The following is a 17,919-nucleotide window of genomic DNA, read 5'->3' as shown; positions in this document are numbered from 1 at the left end:
AACGCATAAGCAAAGACACAACCGCAGCACCTTTACTCATCGTTATCCTCAACTTGTTTAGTAATTTTCTTTTTCGGCGGAGCAAAACCATCGACGGCAACAGCTGTCTTAAGCGCTGTAGGCACACGTCGATTGCCGATGTTTTTCTTATCGCGCTCACGCACTTTCACTTTGGGTGCCTTAGTGTCTGGCTTTTTATCTTTTGCGTTCGTTTTCTTTTTAGTACCAACCGATTTTCCGGACGATTTAGTTTTATCTGGCCCTTGATATTTACCCTTTAAACCCGGCATAGTAATTAACTCGAACGTTGCCCCCAAATAACGTTCGATACCTTTGGTGAGATTCCACTCTTTTGCGTCCACCAAAGATACTGCCCTGCCCTCGTTATCGGCGCGACCTGTCCGGCCGATGCGATGTAGATACTCATCGCCCGAATACGCCATATCCATATTCACTACTAACTCTACGCCGGGAATATCCAGCCCGCGTGCCGCCACGTCCGTCGCCACCAAAACCGTTGTTCTGCCCATGCGGAAATGGTCGAGGGTAATTTTGCGTTGGTCTTGCGTAATATCGCCATGCAAGGTGCCCACGCGGAATTTGTTATAGCGCAACAAATTATCTAACTGAGAGGCTTTAAGTTTGGTATTGGTAAAGATGATGACTTTTTCAAAGGTCGATTTTTGCAGCAGCGCGACCAGTAATTTTTCTTTATGTTTGTAATCATCGGCCAATAACATTTGCTGTGTAATGTCATTGGGTTTTTCGTCAATATAAATTTCCTGCGCTTCACCGAGAATTACCTGTTTAATCAAATGACGCAGACCTTTTTGCTCCATGGTGGCGGAGAACAAAAATGTCTGACGTTCGGTGCGGCAAGTATTGGTGATTTTCAGTACGTCTTCGCTCAACCCCATATCGAGCATGCGATCCGCCTCATCCAACACCAAAAACTCCAAGCCAGAAAATTCGGTAGATTTATGGGCGATATGCTCCGCCAAACGCCCTGGTGTACCGACAACGATTTCAGGGTTCTTGCGAAGCATCGCCTTTTGATACTTTAATTCTTCACCGCCGCACACCATCCCTACTTTCAAGCCGGTGAATTTCAGTAACTGTTCTGCATTTTTCACTATCTGGCGAGCCAGCTCCCGAGTAGGAGTCAAAATCAAGATGCGGGTTGAGCTCGGATTCACCGGCGGCTTGGCCAAAATCCCCTGAATCGCGGGCAATAAAAATGCAGCCGTTTTACCGCTGCCGGTTTTGGAGCTGACAATGAGATTCTGCCCTGCCACCGCCGCCGGAATCGCTTTGAGCTGTACTGGCGTGGGCTGTTCGTAACCCAATACATCAATCGCTTTGCGCAATTGGCTATCGCTAATCAGGTCGTGAAAAACAGGCTGCGTCATTAAGAACCTCGATAATCAGTAAAAAGATGGGTTTTACCCGCAAAAGGCCGCGCAATCTACGCAGAGTAGAACAAATTATCAATCAAATCCGGCTAAAATGCTGCCCTTTGAACGAACCTGAGCAAACCTATGCGCATTATGTTGGCCCCGATGGAGGGCGTTGTCGAACATCATGTACGCGACATATTATCGCGTATTGGTGGATTGGATGGCTGCGTAACCGAGTTTATCCGCGTTACCGACCAAAAACTTCCCTACAAGGTCTTTTATAAGTACGCGCAAGAGCTGGAAAGCGATTGCAAAACCCCGAACGGAACTCCGGTACGCGTTCAGCTGCTCGGCAGCAAGCCCGAGCCTATGGCGATCAACGCGCTGGAATTGGTTCGCTATGGCGCCAAAGCGATTGACCTGAATTTCGGCTGCCCGGCAAAAACGGTTAACTCCCACGAAGGTGGCGCCTGTTTACTACGCACGCCGGATCGTGTGTATTCAATCATTAAAGCCGTGCGCGATGCCGTGCCGCGCGAAATTCCTGTCACCGCCAAAATCCGCTTGGGCTATGAAGATCGCAGCAGTTATATGGACAACGCCCGCGCCGTAGAGGCTGCCGGTGCCGATGAACTCACCGTACACGCCCGTTCCAAAGCGGATGGCTACAAACCGCCCGCCTATTGGAATTACATTGCTGACATTCGCGCTGAGCTGAAGATTCCCGTTGTCGCCAATGGCGAAATTTGGTCGGTAGCTGATTACTTGCGCTGCCGCGAACAATCAAATGGAGCCGATGTAATGCTCGGCCGTGGCCTGCTCGCCTGCCCTGACCTCGCACGCCAGATTAAAGCGCATATAAAAGGTGAAGATTACACTCCGCTTAGCTGGAGCCACATCTGCAATATGCTCTACGACTACTACAAACTGACCACGCCGCTCTACTGCGAGCGCAACTGCGGCAACCGGGTTAAACAATGGTTGATGTATTTAAGCCGCCAATATCCCCAAGCTACCGTTTTTTTTGAAGCGATCAAACGTAAAACCACGCCATCGGAAATCGACGCTTGCTTTGTGGATGCGTTGCAATCCTGTCACTAACAACCAGCAAAAAAAGCCCGTGATCAACACGGGCTTTGCTCTCTCACCATCGCTTATTGTCTTTACTGCTAATGCAACTTAATACAACACACTATCTCAATGTAATAAATCGTCAAACCCGCCAATCAAATCTTTGGTTTCGTCTATCCGCTCAGTCAGTTTCGCCAAATTAATACCGAGCTTAGTTGCCAAGTCATTGGGGAAATGCTCCATCAACGCCGCGCTATTGCCTTTTTCATTTTCGAGCACAATGTAGTCAGCAATATTAATCAACGCTGCGAAGCGTGAAAACTCAGGGGCAGCAGCAGGATTTAGCTGGTAATTAATAGCAGCGACAATCGTATCGGGAAACTTCCAGCGATTAGCCAATTCAGCGCCTGCCTCCGGGAAATTAAACCCGAGCACGTTCTTCTCAATATCCGAGCTACGCGCACCGCGATCTACCACTTTTTGGATGTCTTTGCACTCATCCGGCAGAATAATATGGATCAGCAACTCGCCAATATTGTGGATCATGCCGCAGGTAAAGGCTGTTTCTGCATCGTCTTTAGAAAATTTCGCCAACCACTTACAGGTGCTCGCCACCGCAAAGCTGTTACGCCAAAAAGCGGGCAAATCAAAACCTTCCGGCGCCTTGAATGCTCCGGTAAAGCCCGAAGCTAACACCAGAGTGCGCACCGCATTAAAACCCAAGATGAATACTGCATCGTTCACCGAGGACACCTTGCGGTTACCGCCGTAATACGCCGAATTGGCCGCGCGCAAAACTTTTGCTGTGAGCACTTGATCGGCGCTGATCTTTTTCGCTATCTCGTCACTATTGATATTTTCATCGCCAAAACTTTCTATCAGCTCCTGAACCACTTTAGGAATATGTGGCAACTTCTGTGCGTTATCGATTAAATTTTTTAAGTCCACAAAACCCTCACTTATATAAAGACCGAATGTACCAATGAAAACGTTTTACATGAATTTGTTATAGCAAAGGATGAATAGATAGCAATGGCAGAATAAAAAATCCCCAATAAGAGGGGATAATATATTTTTATATTTGCGCTGCGTATTTCTACTCAGCCATTGATACTGAACCCTTCTTGTAATGCGCCCCCCCTGTTCTATAGTTTGAAACACTGGCTTTATTAGGACTGTAAATATCTTTGCAGCATCAATAGGGCACGTTTATGGATTTGATCGCACAGGGAAATGCAAAGCGGCAAAAGAGATCAAAAAGTAAGCAAAGTGTTGATAATTCGTTAATTATTAAAGCTTTGCAAAAACTAGTCGATAGCTTCATACGCCTTGCGCAAGCATGTCAGTACCCAGGCGTTTTGTTACCTAAACAGTTCAACTCTTCTATAGGAAGTGCTCATATGAAACAACGTAATCAAAAACTCGTTACAGGCCTAAGTGCTGCCATGCTGTTAATGGGCGCCAACGTGGCACTGGCGGAAACTGTTACCGTACCTGCAACAGTGACAGTGAATAACGCAATTAACTTCACCTTCACTGGCACCCTGGATTTTGGTCAAGTTCGTGCCAAAGCAAGCCCGGATGCAAATAAATGCATTGGCTTACAGTTGCCAGCAGGTGCAGGTGCAGCGGCGTTAGTTGCCCCAACGGGAACTACTACGGCATACGATATTGCTTGTACCACCAAAACAGACACCACTAACGGTTTATCATTACAAGCTGTGGGCGGCACCCCTGCTCGCCCTGTATTTACCATTGCAGGCGTAGCACCTTTCACCAATCTCAAGCTGACGTTACCCGGCAATAGAGACTTAACAGCAGCTACAGGCCCAGGTACAGCTCAATTTAAACTGGTTGATTTTACCGGCTACAAAACTTCTGGTACTGCGGGCGCTGTTACAAACGTCTCAGGCATCACAACCGATGCAGGCGGCGGCGCAACCTTTAATGTCGGCGCAACCTTAATTACTGATTCAACCGGCCCCACCACCAGTAATTATCAAGACTTAGCCTACACTGGTAGCTTTGATGTTATCGTAACTTATTAAGAGCCAGGCGATTGAAGACAAAAAAGCCTTCAAACTACTGGTTTGAAGGCTTTTTTGTATGAGGAAATATGTTGAAAAAAAAATACCACGCTTTTTTTCTTGTGTTTGCATCTACAACATCAGTTGCCGATTTTACTGTTGATAACCCACTTAACTTTGGGGAGATCGCAATACGCAGCAACACAAGTGTTAGCACCGTAAGTATTTATCGAAATGGTTCCTATCAAAGTACTAACCATATTTTTATTCTTAAACCTGGATCGCCTGGTGTATACACGCTTAGCAATTTTGCGCCTTACACTACAGTAAATCTTTCAGTAGATTTACCCGCAACATCATCAATGAGCTATCCACAAACCGCACAATTTTCCCTTACCTCAGTCGATATTCCATCGTCGATTAATATGGGGGCAACTGGCAGTGCACAATTTAAATTAGGTGGAACATTGAGCACCTCGGGAAGTCCTGAAAATAATTATTTCAGCGGCGCAGACTATATTATTTACCTAAACATCAATATAGATTATTAATTGATTCCTCTATTTAACAAGACCAATAAGGATCTGACAAATGCTCAACACCCTGTTTAGAAATATTTTACCCAGCCTGATACTCTACCTTATCGCCCAAACCGCATGGGCCAATTTGTTGATCAATCCCACTCGGGTACAAATCAACACCAATGACCGCACCGCCGACATCACACTCATCAACATATCGAAAGTAACGACTACTTATCGCTTGGAATGGGAAGAAAAAAAAGCAAAGTCTGATGGTGGATATATCAATTTGAGCAGCACGGATGCATCTAACTTTCCTATCGCCAGCAAAATGTTGCGAATTTCCCCTAAGCAAGTAACCCTCAAACCCAACGAGCGCCAAACCATTAAAGTAGCAATCAGGCGCCCTCAAGGTTTAGCCAATGGCGAGTACCGTTCACATTTATTGTTTAAAGCCCTTCCGCCAAAAACAGCAGAAGAAGGTTTGCAATCTAATGCAGCGAGCATGTCGGTGAACATAGTGCTCAGCTTCGCGATTCCGGTTGTCATTCAACAAGGTACCCCTGACTACAAGATCGCTATAAATGATGCCCATATCAACTACAGCCCAACCAGAAAAGATGGCTCGGTAGCGATAAATTTGGCGCGCACGGGAACTCATTCCGTCATCGGCCATATTAGTGCTTATTGGACTCCCAATGGAGGCAAGGAAGTGTTGTTGGCTAAACAAGGGGATTACAATTTCTGGCCCGAGCTTGCATCTGCCACAACTTCGCTTGCATGGGTTGGCGCGGACTTTGCTGTAACAGATGGAAAGCTTCGTATTGTGTATGAAGGCGTCAAGGATTTTCGCGGCAAAACCTTCTTCGACAAAACCTTCACCATCAATAGGAGCATGATAAAAACAGCTAATTGAGTGGGTCGAGATGCGTAAAAAATCGCGAAAAACAACCGTTATCAGATTCAAAAAAAATGCGATAACTACCTGTTTAGTAACGATTTTATTATCTAATGCGGCAGAGTCTGCAGATCCAAAACTGACTGAAGTCAACAATAATCTGCAAGCGATTTTTAAGAGCATCAAACAAAAGTATGCCGACCACGATGCGCAGCAACTGGCTCTTGCTGCGCAAGCTGAAGCGGCAAAAGCTAGCCTCCCCTCCGCCAACTCCAGCCAAAATTTTGACAGCACTCCTGACGAGACAGCCGAAAGCAATTTTTCTGACGTAACAACCACGAGTGCGACAGCTGACGATACAAGTCGTTTTGCCGCTGGTGAAGAATTGATTTTATCGGTTTGGATTGGCGACCAAGAACTGGCAAGTATTTTTGCAATTAAAAGTGAACAAGGCCTACAAGTTAGCCTCAACGATTTTTTTCAAATTGTCGAACTTCCTATTTATGTTGATGTGGCCGCAGGAACCGCCGAAGGCTGGTATCAAAACGAGCAAAACCGTTTTAATTTGACTCATCAAGCGAATGGGGCTTTGGCAGTCAAACTCGGCTCAACAAGTTATCAGGTAGCGGCGAATGATTATGTTATGGACGATGATTTGCTGGTTGAGTTGAATGAAATTGCACGCTGGTTTGACTTTGATTACCAGCTCAATGAAGCAATGCTCAGCCTGTCACTGACCAGCAAGGAGAAATTTCCCGTACAGCAGCGTTTCGACCGCCTCAATAAGCCTGCAATTATTGCCGGAGCAAACACCAAATCGGTGCTACCGCTACAAGAATCAGGATACCAAGCCTTCTCCCCTCCCATGCTGGATGTGCAAACCTGGGTGCAAGAAGCAAACACCGTAACTCAACCATTAATCAACTCACCCGCTGGCGAAAAAGCCACAGAGAATCGCAATACCTCAGCAAACTACTCAATACTTGCCAACCAAGATCTTGCGTTTCTCAATACCGAATTGTTTTTAGCAGGTAACAAAACAGATTCATTAAGTGACGCTTGGTTAACATTTTCACGCCAATCAGACAGAGGCGATTTGCTGGGGCCCCTCGGTGCCACGGAGTATGCGTTTGGAGATGTTGTACCGGTAAACGCTGGTTTTGGTAACACCCAGGCCTTGAGTCGCGGATTGAGCTTTAGCAATACTCCGATCAATCAATTAGCTGACAACCGCAAGGTCAATATTACCGGTGAAGTTCAGGTGGGCTGGGATGTAGAGCTTTACCGCAACGGCGTACTCATTGATCAACGCCTGGGGATTAGCAGTGGTCGCTACGAATTTAATGACACCCAGTTGGACTACGGTAATAACGACTTTGAATTGATTTTTTACGGCCCGCAAGGGCAACGTGAAACCAAATCAGAGTCTTATATTGTAGAGGGCAACACCGTCGCCGGCGGCCAAAGCATGTATCGCTTTTCGCTGGTAGAGGTGGGGGAATCTATTTTTAATATCGCTCCCTATGCCTATGATCCGACCCAACAAGGCACCATGGCCAGTACTGTATTAGATTACGGCCTGACCGATTGGCTCGCATTCAATGCCGGCAGCTCAGTATTTGAGCCAAAGCAAGGTGAAACTCAGCACTTTGTTTCTCTGGGAGCCAGTGCAAGTATGGGTAAGCTGGGCTTGCTGAGTGCGCGGGCTCTACAGAATAAAGATGACTTATTGAGTCAGGATTACAATTACCGCACCCGTCTATGGAATACGTCCTACACCTTCAACTTCAACCGCGCTGAAATTCAAACTAATGCCCCCAGCTCCCCGAACAACGGGGAAATCAGTATCCGCGATACCTCAAGTGTCACTATGTCTGGGCAATTGTTTAATGGCAGCTGGCTACCTTTGAGCTACCAAAACTCCTGGTATAGGCTCGAGGATGCAGCTTCAGAAACACGCAATGAAAACTTTCAAAATAATATCGGCGTAGGTGGCCGATTAGGTTATTTCTCCAATAGCCTCGTGCTGCACAAAGATGCGGCCGTAAATTTGGAGTTTGATCCACTGCTAAACCCGGAATGGATGCCTCCCAAAGAAGACAGCCTTACCGGGTCATTTATGTACCGTAAAAGTTTTGGTCGCCTACATGCTCGCATGTTTACCAATTATGAAGTTAAACCGACCAATGAAATTTATAGCTACGGCGGAGCCTTGAATTATGGCTGGTCACCCAGCCTCAACAGCGAGCTTAACTACGCTTATTACAAGCTTGCCGACAAATACCAAATCAAGCTGGGACTTAACTGGAATAAAGATGCATTTCATTTAAGTACTAATGCAGGTTATAACGAAGACGGCTCCTGGACGGCCGGCATCGGCCTGCGCTTTAGTTTGGGGTATGAGCCCATAGGGAAAAGTGTGTTTACCTCTGGCCGCCCAATATCCCAATCAGGTGCCGTATCCGCGCTAGTGTTTGAAGACCTTAATATGAACGGCGTGTTTGATGCAAATGAACGCCCGATCGAAAATGCCACAGTCAAAGCGGTACAAGCCTATCGCGAAGAAAAAACAAACGAAGCGGGCATCGCGGTCTTAAGCTCACTCTACAACAATACAACCACCGACATCATTGTTGATGAATCTACATTGGACGGGCCGTTTATGATTAACGCCACGCCCGGCGTTGCGATTAAAGCCCGTAAAGGTTTTATCGATATGGTTGAGCTACCCGTGGTAAAAGCGGGTGAAGTAGACGGCATTATCTACCAAAAAGAAAAAGGCGGGGAAAGTGGCCCAGCGCCTTACATTATGTTGAATTTGTTAGATAAGAATAAAAAAATCGCTGCTAGCACACGCTCCGAATACGACGGTTACTACCTGTTTACCAACGTCAAACCTGGCAACTACCACTTAAAAGTGGATGAAGAATTTATCGAGCGGCGAGGTTATAAAAGCGCCGATAAAAATCTGGACTTTTCCTCTGAAGGGGATGTCATCGCCGGAGTCGATTTTGTATTGCGTCCACTGGATGAAGCAGCCGGCTATGTAGCAAGCGCAGGCAAATTTGAATCACCTGAAATGCTAAAACTCTATTACCACTTGTTGCGTAAAAAATTAGGCACGCAATTTATTCAAACACCGTTTTATATCAAACACCCTAACAAAGGTGGTTATGAATTGGGGTTAGCCTATTTTGCTGGCACGCCGAAAGCGGGCACTGACGCAGAGAAAAAAGCCAATCAAGCCTGCATTGGCCTCAGCAAATATAAAATTCAATGCGAAGTTCAATATCAAGATTTCAAGTATTAATTAGAGCGAGTCTACATCATGAAAAAATTTATTCGTCACTCGTTACCATTGCTTGCCCTACTTGGGCTTTTGTCCAGCCTTGCCGCCTGCAGTTCCAATCCAATGCAGTCATCGGATGCCGCCGCGACAGATCTGAAATCGCTTGCGCGTAAACAGCAAGAACACGACAAACTGTTAAAAAAGCACGATGAGCTGCTCAAAGAGTGGAGCGAACTCAAACCTGGTCTAACGCGCCTACTCGCCATTGAACAAGAATTAAATCTCTTGTTGGGACAACTCGCGCAACTCTCTACGAGCCTGGAAGAGAGTGCGGCGAGCACTGAAAATCATACATCGACACCCAGCGTTGCTCACTACACCCCTACCCCTTCCCCACAACCGGTGCAGGAAGTACTAGCTACCGCCGAAATACCGGAACCAGTATCAATAGAAACATCAGATGACATGGCGGAACAAACCGAACCAGTCGCGCCAATGGATGCGAATTTCGCGCTGCAAGTTGCATCCATTCCGGAGTATTACCGTTTACCTGCCATATGGGGTCAACTATTAGATAAAAATCCACAATTACTGGCCAACATGGAGCCCAATTATCAAAAAACCAATGTGCGCAATACCGATTACTACCGGTTAAAAATTGGCAGCTTTGCTACTCGTCAAGATGCCAATCGCAAATGTAATGATCTAAAAGCAGCAGGCATGAACTGCTTGGTAGTGGACTACACCAGTTCTAACTTTGATCAAATTACCAATTAATACACTTGATCAGCTTTGGCATTAAATCTGCAGATATCGATAACAGGAGCATTACTAGCGGCAATAAAGTTCCGCCGGCTCACTTAAATTGATGAAGATGGAAGGTACGATGTTAAAACGATCGCATGACACTCACTCGTTCAAGGCAACCGGCAATCGTTTACCGCTGGTGCTATTTTTGTGTGGATTAACATTAAGTATTACTGGCTGCGGTAATTTTTTTACGGGCAACGAAACAAAAAAACTGAAAGCTGAGGATGGCACAGTTATCGATTTGAATGACGAGACCGTCAAGCAGTACGTAGAGGAATGGCACAACAGCAAACCCAGTATTGACAGGCTCGCAAAGCTCGAAACAGATTTGTCTTTTTTATTATCCGAAGTCAGCAAAATGTCTGATTTAGGCCAAGTACCTGGAACAGCTAAAACAACATCCCCGATACTAAGCTCAGCTAAAACCACACCGGTGGTAACATCAACTAACACGACGACTACAGCTCAAACAACCATAACAAAACCGGCAACTGCTCCAACTACTACAACGACGCCGGCAACTGCGCCATTTTTTGCTGAAAACGCGTTAAGCAATCAGCCTGACGCCAGCGCTACAAGCACAATACCACCAACAACATTTATCCACACATCCAGTGACGCTACCGCTTACGCAGTGGATGCAGTTGCACCCATTAATACCCCTGGCCAGTTCCTCTGCCCAGAGCCTTTTAATAATGGCTATAAAAAATCGATTGCGTTTGTGAGTTTTCCACGAGCAGTGCCTATATCCAGCCGCTTGGGTGCTTTGCATCAGGTAGAACAACATCTGCCGATGTTAATTGGTGCCAATTTGCGCAACCGCCATTCCATGCTGACCCCAACATATTTACGCAACTCGTTTGCCAGTACAAAAGCACTTGGCGAAGTGAATGCTGCAACACAAGTGCAGGCAATATCACAACAAAACCGTGTGCAGTTTTTTGTTAGTGGCGAAGTAGATGATATGACCATGACCTTCCCTAATACAGTGGAGAATCCAAGTTATTTCACCCGCTTTATGAGTGGTGCGCACAATCTTTTGCATATCAACACACCGCTGGATAAACGCAGCCGTGTATTTAGTTTCACCGTGGAAATTCGCGATGGTTTTACCGGGCAGATTATTTTCAGCAACCAGTATCGAACCTTTGGCAAATGGAAAACATCGCCTGATAATCAGATGGGTTTTGGCTCACCGGGCTTTTGGAAAACGGATTATGGCATTCAAATACAGCATCTAGTTGCCAAAGCCAGCGACGATATGGCCAGTACCATTAACTGCCAGCCCTATATGGCACGAGTAGATTCATCACCAGGTCAACAACAAGTAGTCATCCATAGCGGCACCAATAACGGCATGCACAGCGGCGACACACTGGATTTATATCAACTGGTATACCAATCGATTACTGGGGAATATCAACGCTTTGATACGCGACTAGTCAAACGTAAAGGCCGCGTGTATTTAACTGAAATTTATCCCTCACACAGCGTGGGTCATGTGGTGGATGAAACGGTATTAAGCGGCCAGTATTTGGTAAGAGCGCGATAGATATTGCACCACACCTAGATCTACAACGCATCTAGGTGTCCGCACAATTAGGTCAATTGGGTTTGCTAGCCCGCACAATCTGTGGCAGTGTTGCCATCCGTTTTTTGCATAAACACTCACATGTCCGCTTTGCCTCTATCGCCCCGGTTTCTGGGAATTATCTGTGTATTTACCGGCACCTTTTGTTTTGCCAGCAAAGGCATCCTGATCAAACTCGCCTATCAATACGGGATTACTGCCACTCCGCTCTTAACCTTGCGCATGTTATTTGCCCTGCCCTTTACGCCGCCACAGCGCTCTGGTTACACAAACAGCAACTGACACCGTTAAATAAAGGTGATGGCTGGAAAATCGCCGGATTGGGATTACTCAGCTATTACGCATCCAGCTTATTGGAGATTTTATTCGGCAGCGGCAAAACCGCGGTACTCGGTAGCATAGGTCCGGTAATCACCCTATTCTTAGGCGCACTGGTACTGCACGAACAAATTACTCTGGCGCAATTACTGGGTGCCGGGCTAGTTATTGGCGGCGTTAGTCTAGCCAGCAAAAAATAAACACTGCAATTAAATGAGGCACACTCATGACCCAAGCAACCCCTAAGACCAAACAGAAAAAAACCGCGCGCGACCTGCGCGCCGAATCCATAAAAATCGCCAATACCATCAAAACCGAAGGCCAAACACCGGTTGAAACCAAAGCTATCGCCAATGGTATCCAGCGCGGAATGGAAATATTTTTGCGGCAGCAGAGTGAAAAAACACGGGAGTTGGATAAGCGCGTTAAAAAAGTAAAACAGCTATCAAACCAATTAACGCAACAAAAATCAGGGGATGAGAGCGAAGAAGTTAACAATGCACCCGTGCAATCTCGTTTACCTTGGGTTTTGCTTGCGCTTTCGTGGGGATTATTTCTGGCCGCTGGAGGGGTGATGATTTTAGTGAAATGATCACCTCAAGCTTTAGCCCTGATGCTTAAAATAAAAATAACGGTGTTTTTGAGGTAGAATGCGCACTACTAATTTTACCTACTCTAATGTGTGAATAGAAAAATGACTAAAAAGACCAAGATTGTTGCTACAGTTTCCGACCTCAAAGGCGATGTTGAGTTTATTACCCAATTGTATAAACGTGGCGTTAACGTCATCCGCTTGAATACCGCTCACCAAACCCCGGAAGACACGGCCAAAGTGATCGAGAATGTCCGTGCCGTGAGCGAAAAGCTGGCGGTACTGGTGGACACTAAAGGCCCCGAAATGCGCACCAACCTCAAAATTGAGGAAGATTTAACCATTAAAACCGGTGACAAGGTCACTTTCCGTGCAGATGGTTTAGACGTACCGACCACTCGCGAAGCAGTGCAGGTCAACTACCTTGGTTTTGTGAAAGACGTTCCCGTGGGTGCCCGCATCTTGATCGATGACGGCCTGTTAGAGCTGGTAGTTGACAGCAAAGACGAAGGCGCCCTTTACACTACCGCCTTAAACAACGGCAAAATCAAAAAGAAAAAGAGCGTTAACGTCCCTGGCGTTGCCATCAAATTGCCTTCGGTTACCGAGCGCGATAAGACGTTCATCGAAATGGCGATTGACGCTGGCGTTGACTTTATCGCCCACTCCTTTGTACGCAACAAGCAAGATGTACTTGATGTACAAAACATTCTCGATGCGAAAAACTCACCGATTAAAATCATCGCTAAAATTGAAAACCGCGAAGGTGTCGAAAACCTCGATGAGATTTTAGAAGTCGTTTATGGCGTAATGGTTGCCCGTGGTGACTTGGGTATCGAAATTCCCGGTGAAGAAGTGCCGCTGGTACAAAAAGATATCATCCAACGTTGCATTAAAGCCCGTGTGCCAGTAATCACCGCTACGCAAATGTTGGAAAGCATGATCCAAAACCCACGCCCAACCCGCGCAGAAATCTCGGACGTCGCTAACGCCGTGTTAGACGGTACCGACGCATTAATGCTTTCTGGTGAGTCCGCTTACGGCGACTACCCTTTTGAAGCCGTAGAAACCATGGCGCGCATTGCTACTCACGTGGAAGAGAAAACCGCCAACGGTATTAACTTCGATTCTGAAACAGATAACCTGCAAGAGTACATCTGTAAGCAAGTGGCAAAATCTGCGCGCGACCTTAAAGTTGACGGGATCATAGTGCCGACATCTACCGGCTCCACGGTTCGCCAAATCGCCTCTCACCGCCCTGCGGCTCCGATTTATGCTGCGTGTTATACCCCTGGCGCGTTGCGTTTACTGTCGTTAAGTTACGGCGTTCATGCCTATCTGGTAGATGCGCCAGAGCGAGCGTCTATTATCAAGACCTCAATCACTCCGCTGCTGGAAAATAAAACCTTAACCAACGATAGCTTGGTGGTTATCGCGAAAAGCGCACCTGGTGCACCCAAAGGCGAAACCAACCGCATGGAAATCAACACCGTGGATTCTTTCTTAAACAAATAATTTATTTGTTTAATCGCTTACCAAGCCCTCGCGCACAACGCCGAGGGCTTTTTTTTTGCGCGGGATTAATAGCCTAACCAAAGGTCCAGGCTAATATCCGCGTGATCTTATTGCCCTGTTTCATTTCAATCTCACGAATATCACTTGCAGCAAGCTTGCGCAGTAATTTTTTCGCCGGAGCCAGGTTTTCACTTTTAGACACAAGCGAGGTAAACCAGCGACACTGAGTTGAAAACTCGCGACTCTCTTTAATCATAGTGCGCAAAAATTTTTGCTCGCCGCCCTTACACCACAACTCGGCATTTTGGCCACCAAAATTCAATCTGGATGATGTTGCGCCTACACCTAAATTATTGCGCTTTTTTTGATTTCCTTTTAATGCATCCGCCAATGACGCATGAAAAGGTGGATTACACACACTCACATCAAATTTTTCATTTGCTTGAATAATGCCAGCAAAAATACGCGACTTTTCGGGCTGCAGGCGTAAATCTATGGCACTCTTCAGGCTCGGATTTTTATCAATAATCTCCGCCACATTTGCTAGCGATTGCGGATCAATATCACTGGCAACACACTGCCACCCATACACTTTGCACGCCAGCAAACTATAAATTCCGTTAGCGCCGGTGCCTATATCGAGCAACTTAATGTCACTGCCCACACCAACTTTTTTATCGCCCTCCGCGAGCAAGTCAGCAACATAATGCACGTAATCCACCCTGCCAGGAATTGGCGGGCACAGAAAACCCTCGGGAATACTCCAACCAACAATTCCGTAATACTGCTCCAACAACGCCGCATTCAGCGCCTTTACGGCATTAGCATCTGCAAAGTCTATTGAAAGATTTCCATAAGCATTCTCTGCTACAAACGTTTTCAGTAGAGGATAAGTATTAGCTAACAATTCAAAGTCGTATCCATGTCGATGCAGGTTTTTAGGGTGTAGACCTTGCTTAAGAATCACAGGTTTATCGACTGAAGGGTTCTTGTGTGTAGTCACGGGCTATTTCGGCGCTCTGGAAAATGGGGTTATCACTTGTGAGGTTTGAATATACTCGGGTGATTATACGGAGCATCCCGACCAAATAAGTTAGGCAATATTCGGTGTGCTTTGTAATAACGGAAATTTTAGTTGCTCAGGTTCAAGCTGCCGCTTAATAAAGTCCGTTTTACATATCTGAATCACTCAGAAAAACCTCCCAGATCATCCGCTTTGGCATTCGCCAGCAATTCCTCACCCTCTTTCACAATCGCATCTAACCGCGCCCGCGAAGGACGAAACCGGCTACGCCCCTCAGGATAAGCTTGCTCGATCATCTTAACCATGTGCTGATAGATATCGGCAGGTACGATATAACCCGCCGTGCGATTGTTGGAGAGTACCGCTACCGGCTCACTAATAAAGTAACTTGCCGGGCTTTTGCGCAACTCGGTAATTGATACTGTCTGCTCCGCATAAATCGGGCTGGTATTCATGTTGCAAACCTCAATGTACATTTAAATGTATATCTAATAGTACAAAATAATACATCATTTTGATATTTGGCAAGAATCCAATCCTTTCGCTGCAGCTTCAATACTTACGCTAACTTGGATGATTTCTGCATATTTATTAGTCCGAGCGCAAAGCATGCTATTGATATTCAGGTGATTTGCAGGAAACATTGCGCGAACCGAAAATAACCAGACACCTAACTTAGGCCACAAGTAAAACATTCCTCACACTACCGCAACACACAAGGATTGAAATATGTATATTTTGGGATACACTCAACATGTATAGCATTCTTACCACAGAGCAATTTGATAAGTGGTTCAGCGCCCTCCGCGATAGAAAGGCAAAAACATTAGTTCAAGTCAGAATTGATCGCATGGAAGATGGCAACTTTGGTGACTGCCAACCTGTCGGAAATGGGGTATCTGAATTACGCATACATCACGGCGCGGGCTACAGAATTTATTTCAAACGCTCGGGACTGGAAATTATTGTACTGCTGGTTGGTGGCGACAAATCAACGCAACCAAAAGATATAAAAATGGCGATAGCTCTCGCCGAAGAATTGGAGTTGTGAAATGGCCGAGTTAAAACTGCGCAAATGGGAATCTGCTGAACATTTAAAAACAGAAGACGACATAGCTCTTTATTTGGAAACCTGCTTTGAAGAAGCAGGTGATGACGCAGCCTTCATCGCCAAAGCTTTAGGCAATGTCGCCAAAGCCAGAGGCATGACCCAATTAGCAAAAGATTGCGGCTTAGGCCGCGAGAGTCTTTATAAAGCTTTATCGGGTGAAGGCAATCCAAGCTTCGCTACAATTCTCAAAGTGCTCAAGTCGTTGAATTTGGAATTGCATGTTAGCAAAGTGGGAGCTGGGCGCGCTCAGGTTTAACAGACTTCCTACCTAACAACATTGCATAGCACCAGAGGAATACATGAACCTTAGAAATATTTCCTTCGACGCAGTAATAACCGATGCAAACGGGAAAACGTTAGAAGCAGAATGCAAAATCTCCGAACCACTCTCAAGCGGTTTACCCGCAGATATTTCAGTTGAAATTCCACTAAGTAGTGGGACATGCAACGACGTGGAAAACCCTTGTACACTTCACGGTACAACCGGAAGCTACGAAATTGAAATAAAGGATCTCTGCTATCGATCAATATTTACTGGAAGCGCACACAGAAAACATGCACGAGCAAAATTTGATATCAATCATGCTAGTGAGCTTTCAATACGAATCAATAACTGGAAAGGTGAGCAGACACGGCTCAGATTTAACCTATCACCAATAAGGTTCTTTCAAGAACATTTCGATGCAAAAATTGTGAACTATTCAAATACTCCGAGCATGGAAGTAGAACTCTTTAAATTAAACACAACAGAACTTGGTGATATTCGATTCATCAAATATTGGCATATCCATCAAGTTGGCAACAAAGAGAGCACGGCGGAAATTCATGCTAGCTTCGCTGCAGAAATAGATTGTGAAGAAGCGATGACAACTCGTATTGCAGAGCTTTCAAATAAAATCCGGGACATTCTTACTCCTCTGTCAATATTGACTCGGCAAGCCATCACTCTGCATGGATGGGAATGGCGCAAAAGAGATGGCATAGAAACCACTTGGATTTACCCTCTTAAACCTAATCTCGCACCTGACATGGCACTAGAACCGATTAGAGACCTCTGCCTTGCGAATGAATTTCAATCACATGCACAAATTTTGGTTGAAAATTTTTTGGTCGCCGATGCCGATTTGAAGGAGGCTGTAACCTTACTATCTGTCGCATTAGCACCACATATTGAAAAAACAACGTCAGCAAATTTTTTGGCTTTATTTAGCGCTTTAGAGCAGGTGATATCGCTTGAGAAATTAACTGCAGAAGAGAAAAAGAAACTTAAAGGAACAGATGATGCGCTTATCTCGGCACTGCTCAAGTTAAAATTAAACATCCAAAGCGAAAATGAGATTCATGCCGACATACTTGCAGCGCGAATAGACGGATTAATCACTAAAGTCAAAAATCCATCCCCAAGCTTCATGGTGAGGCTTAAAAATTTTCAAAATAGTCATCCCAGCTTTAGCCGATATATTTCGGATTTGTGGCCAGTTTCAGGCAATGAAAAAAAACCCGGCTTAAAACAAATTCGAGACTCTCTGGCGCACGGTTTACGGCAGAGACACAATACTCAAGCAATTGCTGTAGCTCACTGGCATTTCGCTCGACTCTCTGAACGACTTGCTTTCATCTTGCTTGATGCAGAAGTTCCAAAAGGAATTGAGATCAACTCTCCCACACTTGCGCGCGAGGGCTGGTACAACCGAATGTATTGGCAATCCGTGCAGGAAACAGCAAATAACAATTCCAACTAGCTAAAACGAAAAA

Annotated in this window: 18 protein-coding genes; 14 read left to right on the top strand and 4 right to left on the bottom strand. The window is 45.7% G+C overall.

What is annotated here, in order from left to right; translation table 11 throughout:
• Nucleotides 1-32: 32 nt before the first annotated feature.
• Nucleotides 33-1,409, bottom strand: coding sequence for a DEAD/DEAH box helicase (locus AC2CG4_RS00745; RefSeq protein WP_484484430.1), 1,377 nt, complete (start codon nt 1,407-1,409; stop codon nt 33-35).
• Nucleotides 1,410-1,538: 129 nt separating this feature from the next.
• Here AC2CG4_RS00745 and AC2CG4_RS00740 point away from each other — a divergent pair, with 129 nt between their 5' ends.
• The gene (locus AC2CG4_RS00740; protein WP_484484429.1) at nt 1,539-2,498 is read left to right on the top strand and encodes a tRNA dihydrouridine synthase; all 960 of its coding nucleotides are present in this window, start codon (nt 1,539-1,541) and stop codon (nt 2,496-2,498) included.
• Between the two features lie 96 nt (nt 2,499-2,594).
• Here AC2CG4_RS00740 and AC2CG4_RS00735 read toward each other — a convergent pair whose 3' ends face one another.
• On the bottom strand, nt 2,595-3,416 hold the full coding sequence (locus AC2CG4_RS00735) for an HDOD domain-containing protein (RefSeq protein WP_484484428.1): 822 nt from the start codon (nt 3,414-3,416) through the stop codon (nt 2,595-2,597).
• Nucleotides 3,417-3,679: 263 nt separating this feature from the next.
• Here AC2CG4_RS00735 and AC2CG4_RS00730 point away from each other — a divergent pair, with 263 nt between their 5' ends.
• The 10 genes from AC2CG4_RS00730 to pyk all read left to right on the top strand — a co-directional run bounded on the left by AC2CG4_RS00730 (nt 3,680) and on the right by pyk (nt 14,029).
• Nucleotides 3,680-4,516: a DUF4402 domain-containing protein gene (locus AC2CG4_RS00730; protein WP_484484427.1), complete on the top strand. Its 837-nt coding sequence runs from the start codon at nt 3,680-3,682 to the stop codon at nt 4,514-4,516.
• 68 nt (nt 4,517-4,584) lie between these two features.
• Nucleotides 4,585-5,046, top strand: coding sequence for a DUF4402 domain-containing protein (locus tag AC2CG4_RS00725; RefSeq protein WP_484484426.1), 462 nt, complete (start codon nt 4,585-4,587; stop codon nt 5,044-5,046).
• A gap of 40 nt (nt 5,047-5,086) precedes the next feature.
• Nucleotides 5,087-5,932, top strand: a complete 846-nt coding sequence (locus AC2CG4_RS00720; protein WP_484484425.1) for a fimbrial biogenesis chaperone — start codon at nt 5,087-5,089, stop codon at nt 5,930-5,932.
• A 10-nt stretch (nt 5,933-5,942) separates the two neighbouring features.
• Complete coding sequence (locus AC2CG4_RS00715) at nt 5,943-9,224, top strand: hypothetical protein (protein WP_484484424.1); 3,282 nt, start codon at nt 5,943-5,945, stop codon at nt 9,222-9,224.
• 18 nt (nt 9,225-9,242) lie between these two features.
• Nucleotides 9,243-9,980: an SPOR domain-containing protein gene (locus AC2CG4_RS00710; protein WP_484484423.1), complete on the top strand. Its 738-nt coding sequence runs from the start codon at nt 9,243-9,245 to the stop codon at nt 9,978-9,980.
• 109 nt (nt 9,981-10,089) lie between these two features.
• On the top strand, nt 10,090-11,565 hold the full coding sequence (locus AC2CG4_RS00705) for a flagella assembly protein FlgT middle domain-containing protein (protein ID WP_484484422.1): 1,476 nt from the start codon (nt 10,090-10,092) through the stop codon (nt 11,563-11,565).
• 120 nt (nt 11,566-11,685) lie between these two features.
• A complete protein-coding gene (locus tag AC2CG4_RS00700) occupies nt 11,686-11,886 on the top strand; it encodes a hypothetical protein (RefSeq protein WP_484484859.1) in 201 nt (66 codons plus the stop codon).
• Nucleotides 11,790-12,122 carry an EamA family transporter gene (locus AC2CG4_RS00695; RefSeq protein ID WP_484484852.1) on the top strand — a complete coding sequence of 111 codons (333 nt, stop codon included), beginning with the start codon at nt 11,790-11,792 and terminating at the stop codon, nt 12,120-12,122. Before AC2CG4_RS00700 ends, AC2CG4_RS00695 begins: the two co-directional genes overlap by 97 nt.
• Nucleotides 12,123-12,148: 26 nt before the next feature.
• Nucleotides 12,149-12,514: a DUF2956 family protein gene (locus AC2CG4_RS00690; RefSeq protein ID WP_484484421.1), complete on the top strand. Its 366-nt coding sequence runs from the start codon at nt 12,149-12,151 to the stop codon at nt 12,512-12,514.
• A 102-nt stretch (nt 12,515-12,616) separates the two neighbouring features.
• On the top strand, nt 12,617-14,029 hold the full coding sequence (pyk, locus tag AC2CG4_RS00685; protein ID WP_484484420.1) for a pyruvate kinase: 1,413 nt from the start codon (nt 12,617-12,619) through the stop codon (nt 14,027-14,029).
• Nucleotides 14,030-14,102: 73 nt separating this feature from the next.
• Here the strand turns inward: pyk and rlmF are convergent, their stop codons facing one another.
• Together rlmF and yafN are read right to left on the bottom strand one after the other, a co-directional pair.
• Nucleotides 14,103-15,032, bottom strand: coding sequence for a 23S rRNA (adenine(1618)-N(6))-methyltransferase RlmF (gene rlmF, locus AC2CG4_RS00680; RefSeq protein WP_484484419.1), 930 nt, complete (start codon nt 15,030-15,032; stop codon nt 14,103-14,105).
• Nucleotides 15,033-15,214: 182 nt separating this feature from the next.
• Entirely contained in the window at nt 15,215-15,508 is a 294-nt protein-coding gene (gene yafN, locus AC2CG4_RS00675) for a type I toxin-antitoxin system antitoxin YafN (protein WP_484484418.1), read from the bottom strand.
• A 299-nt stretch (nt 15,509-15,807) separates the two neighbouring features.
• On the opposite strand from yafN, the gene AC2CG4_RS00670 reads away from it, so the two are divergent.
• From AC2CG4_RS00670 to AC2CG4_RS00660, 3 genes are read left to right on the top strand one after another with little or no spacing between them, the layout of a single operon-like run.
• Nucleotides 15,808-16,104: a type II toxin-antitoxin system RelE/ParE family toxin gene (locus tag AC2CG4_RS00670; protein ID WP_484484417.1), complete on the top strand. Its 297-nt coding sequence runs from the start codon at nt 15,808-15,810 to the stop codon at nt 16,102-16,104.
• 1 nt (nt 16,105) lies between these two features.
• Nucleotides 16,106-16,420 (top strand): addiction module antidote protein, encoded by a 315-nt coding sequence (locus AC2CG4_RS00665; protein ID WP_484484416.1) that lies wholly within the window; start codon nt 16,106-16,108, stop codon nt 16,418-16,420.
• A 43-nt stretch (nt 16,421-16,463) separates the two neighbouring features.
• Complete coding sequence (locus AC2CG4_RS00660) at nt 16,464-17,906, top strand: hypothetical protein (RefSeq protein ID WP_484484415.1); 1,443 nt, start codon at nt 16,464-16,466, stop codon at nt 17,904-17,906.
• The last annotated feature ends 13 nt before the right edge of the window (nt 17,907-17,919 follow it).

Source organism: Cellvibrio sp. ATLC23 (assembly GCF_057196725.1).
This window is presented reverse-complemented; position numbering and strand designations above follow the sequence as displayed.

Bases quoted from the DNA above. Each gene is read 5' to 3' on its own strand.
- AC2CG4_RS00720 (WP_484484425.1), top strand. From the start codon at position 5,087: ATGCTCAACACCCTGTTTAGAAATATTTTACCCAGCCTGATACTCTAC.
- AC2CG4_RS00700 (WP_484484859.1), top strand. From the start codon at position 11,686: ATGTCCGCTTTGCCTCTATCGCCCCGGTTTCTGGGAATTATCTGTGTA.
- AC2CG4_RS00705 (WP_484484422.1), top strand. From the start codon at position 10,090: ATGTTAAAACGATCGCATGACACTCACTCGTTCAAGGCAACCGGCAAT.
- AC2CG4_RS00725 (WP_484484426.1), top strand. From the start codon at position 4,585: ATGTTGAAAAAAAAATACCACGCTTTTTTTCTTGTGTTTGCATCTACA.
- AC2CG4_RS00740 (WP_484484429.1), top strand. From the start codon at position 1,539: ATGCGCATTATGTTGGCCCCGATGGAGGGCGTTGTCGAACATCATGTA.
- AC2CG4_RS00715 (WP_484484424.1), top strand. From the start codon at position 5,943: ATGCGTAAAAAATCGCGAAAAACAACCGTTATCAGATTCAAAAAAAAT.
- AC2CG4_RS00660 (WP_484484415.1), top strand. From the start codon at position 16,464: ATGAACCTTAGAAATATTTCCTTCGACGCAGTAATAACCGATGCAAAC.
- yafN (WP_484484418.1), bottom strand. From the start codon at position 15,508: ATGAATACCAGCCCGATTTATGCGGAGCAGACAGTATCAATTACCGAG.
- AC2CG4_RS00730 (WP_484484427.1), top strand. From the start codon at position 3,680: ATGGATTTGATCGCACAGGGAAATGCAAAGCGGCAAAAGAGATCAAAA.
- AC2CG4_RS00670 (WP_484484417.1), top strand. From the start codon at position 15,808: ATGTATAGCATTCTTACCACAGAGCAATTTGATAAGTGGTTCAGCGCC.
- pyk (WP_484484420.1), top strand. From the start codon at position 12,617: ATGACTAAAAAGACCAAGATTGTTGCTACAGTTTCCGACCTCAAAGGC.
- AC2CG4_RS00710 (WP_484484423.1), top strand. From the start codon at position 9,243: ATGAAAAAATTTATTCGTCACTCGTTACCATTGCTTGCCCTACTTGGG.
- AC2CG4_RS00665 (WP_484484416.1), top strand. From the start codon at position 16,106: ATGGCCGAGTTAAAACTGCGCAAATGGGAATCTGCTGAACATTTAAAA.
- AC2CG4_RS00690 (WP_484484421.1), top strand. From the start codon at position 12,149: ATGACCCAAGCAACCCCTAAGACCAAACAGAAAAAAACCGCGCGCGAC.
- AC2CG4_RS00745 (WP_484484430.1), bottom strand. From the start codon at position 1,409: ATGACGCAGCCTGTTTTTCACGACCTGATTAGCGATAGCCAATTGCGC.